Origin of the sequence: Bradyrhizobium sp. Arg237L, assembly GCF_029990105.1 — a bacterium.
Lineage (GTDB): Bacteria > Pseudomonadota > Alphaproteobacteria > Rhizobiales > Xanthobacteraceae > Bradyrhizobium.
Genome location: NZ_JAQMIL010000160.1, coordinates 1 through 2,562, shown reverse-complemented (window position 1 = coordinate 2,562; position 2,562 = coordinate 1). Strand labels below are relative to the sequence as shown.

Here is a 2,562-nt window from a genome sequence, read left to right as displayed (position 1 = left end):
AAGGACATCTATAAATGGCGCCACCTGATCGAGAACTTCTTCGGCAAGCTGAAGGAATTCAAACGCATAGCTATGCGATCCGACAAGACCGACGGCAGTTTCGAGGCGATGATCTACCTCGCCACCGCCGTCATCCATTCCAGATGAATCTCAACAGACCCTAGATCGCGTGCATAGCACGCCACCCTTAAACTCGTCCTCAAACAACATCGCCGCGACGACTGACATTGACTGCGTCAACAGCACCCGACGTGCATTCCTCGCCCAAGCCGCCGCAGTGACCGCTGGAGGCGCCGAGCGACAGCACCCGAACGAGGCGGGCGGCAGCAGCCGAGCTTATCGGAAATGGGAGCGTCGTTGGCGCAAGTATCTTGATGAGATAAACTGGGGCGCCGTCGGGCAAGCATATCATGAAGCGCGGGCGGATTTCGAAGAAGCCAAGATAGCGGCGGCGCGCGTAAATGTCCGCGACCTGAACGAATTGGCCCTCAAGGCGGCGACGGTCTATCTCTACGAGGATACGCGCGAGGCGCACTTAGGTCGCATGACTCCAGCGATTGCAGTCTCCGTCGCGATCGATCTGGCGAGGATGGCCCTGCCGGAAAGCAGCCCGGCGGCATAAGACACTTCAAAAGATAGCGCCGGCCATCGATTAGAGCTCGGCCTAACAGCCGGGCTTTTCATACACCCCGCATTTCGGCTTCTGCCCAACATAGTAGCAGCCCGGCCCAGGGGACAAATCCGGACCGAGCTGCCAGGGGTCGTTACACACGTGGATCCTGCGTGCGACCATTTAACGTTTCCACAAATGGACTGTTCCGCGTGGCTTCGCTGGCTGTGCCGAGGGGCTGGAGTAACTTCGTTCTGAGCCGAAGAAAAATAGCTCAACCGGGGAATGGACCGAACTGCAAAGGGGCAGGGGTCCAGGTGGGGGTTTTTCTTGCCGCGGACCATCCGGCCACCATAGAATACCTCCATTGTTCAAAAACGGAGTGTGCCGACGTGGCGACAGGTATTGTGAAGTGGTTCAATGCAACAAAGGGGTATGGGTTCATTCAACCCGACAAAGGCGGCAAGGATGTCTTCGTGCACATCTCGGCCGTAGAAAAAGCGGGGCTCAGCGGTCTCAATGAGGGGACCAAGGTGAGCTACGAAGAAATGACCAACAGGGGCAAGACGTCCGCCGAAAATCTAAGAGTCGGATGAATTCAAATCCGCCGGCCTCGCGCTGGCGAAATTATGCCGAACATATAACCCGGCCTCAGTGCCGGGTTTTTCTTTGGGGCGGGCGCCTGCGCCAGTTCATCCTCGGCGACCGCGCGTCTCGTCGACGCTGAGATCGGCGGCATCACGGCCGCCTTGACCGGGCCGGACTGATCGCAACCCCCGATTGGCCGGGCGCGTCTTAGCTAAAAGCACGGCGATAGCGGAACGCTCAGTGTCGGCTACCAAGCGGCCGGTTTCATTCTTGCCTATGAACGCGATTAGCGTGGAAGGCCTACCAGCGCCAAAAAACTTCACCGCGTCCTGCTGATTGTCGAAGTCGACAGTGAAGTAGATGAGGTCTTTGAACTCGGGCTGTGCCGTCAATTCGCTCAGGATCGGTTTCTGCTTCTGGCAGTCCGGACACCAGGACGCATGGATCGCAACCAAAATCGGCCTGCCTGCCTTCTGCGCCGCCGCGAAGGAGTCAGCATCGAACGGTCGGGTCTCGACGGCGAAAGCCAGCGCCGCGAAGGCTGTGCTTGCGGCAACCACTGCAAAAACGAGGGAACGACGTGAGAGCATAGCTCGGCTCCTTCGATTGTGGGTATAACGAGTTTGCGCACTATGAACTCGGCGCGCCAGGGCCCCCGCCGAATCGGCTGGACGAGCAGAATCAACCGACTCCCGCAAAGCGAACATGTTCCTGAAGAAAAGGCCGCTTGGGGGAGGGGGCCGTCGCGCCTTGGCGCGAGCGCCGCGAGGCCTCGATCGCGCGAGCTGGCGGGCGTAGCGCACGGCCTCGGCCGGGTTCGGGGATTTTTCCGGGGATGGCTCGATCCGCTCGAGCAGCTCAACGAGCTCGAGTGCCTCGTCGAGGTCAGGCCATGACAGGTTGCCGATGAACATTGCGGCGAGATCCTCGCCGCCGGGGCCGGGCGTGACCTGCAGGATTCGTCAGCTCGCCGCCGTCGCGATGGCGCGCCCAATAGAAACCGGGCCGAATATCGGCCCGCGCGGGGCGCTGGTGCGTTAAATCGGTTCCGGCGCTGCCGGACATAGGGGCCGAGCTCGCCTGGCTGTGCCTACCGTAAATCACGTCCGGCCATATTGATGGTGCAGTCCGCCCAGGATGGGGCGGCAGACGATATTGCCGGCCCACTCAACGCCGCGAGGAACCGGGGCATCCTTGTTCAATGACAAATGAGTGCGCGTGGCGTTGTAGTAATCTTGGTACGATAGCGGGACATGGCGCAGATGACGTTCGCCAAAGATGACGACATGATCAATGCATTCCCTCCGGATTGAACCGATCAACCGTTCTGCATGGGCGTTTTGCCAAGGTGAGCGGAAAGACGT

Annotated in this window: 4 protein-coding genes and 1 pseudogene; 3 read left to right on the top strand and 2 right to left on the bottom strand. The window is 59.8% G+C overall.

What is annotated here, in order from left to right; translation table 11 throughout:
- The 3 genes and pseudogenes from OZ411_RS42655 to OZ411_RS42645 all read left to right on the top strand — a co-directional run.
- Positions 1-147: pseudogene (locus tag OZ411_RS42655) on the top strand (transposase); the annotation flags it as partial.
- 22 nt (positions 148-169) lie between these two features.
- Positions 170-622 carry a hypothetical protein gene (locus tag OZ411_RS42650; RefSeq protein ID WP_282532755.1) on the top strand — a complete coding sequence of 151 codons (453 nt, stop codon included), beginning with the start codon at positions 170-172 and terminating at the stop codon, positions 620-622.
- Between the two features lie 380 nt (positions 623-1,002).
- Positions 1,003-1,206, top strand: a complete 204-nt coding sequence (locus tag OZ411_RS42645; protein WP_028165752.1) for a cold-shock protein — start codon at positions 1,003-1,005, stop codon at positions 1,204-1,206.
- 96 nt (positions 1,207-1,302) lie between these two features.
- On the opposite strand, the gene OZ411_RS43485 is transcribed toward OZ411_RS42645, so the two are convergent.
- Together OZ411_RS43485 and OZ411_RS42635 are read right to left on the bottom strand one after the other, a co-directional pair.
- Positions 1,303-2,112: a thioredoxin family protein gene (locus OZ411_RS43485; RefSeq protein WP_349017086.1), complete on the bottom strand. Its 810-nt coding sequence runs from the start codon at positions 2,110-2,112 to the stop codon at positions 1,303-1,305.
- Between the two features lie 186 nt (positions 2,113-2,298).
- Positions 2,299-2,562, bottom strand: a 264-nt coding sequence (locus OZ411_RS42635) for an integrase core domain-containing protein (RefSeq protein ID WP_282532754.1), incomplete at its 5' end; no start/stop codon positions are given.

What these genes read in the sequence shown, in the direction of transcription:
- OZ411_RS43485 (WP_349017086.1), bottom strand. Translation starts at nt 2,112, where the DNA reads ATGTTCATCGGCAACCTGTCATGGCCTGACCTCGACGAGGCACTCGAG.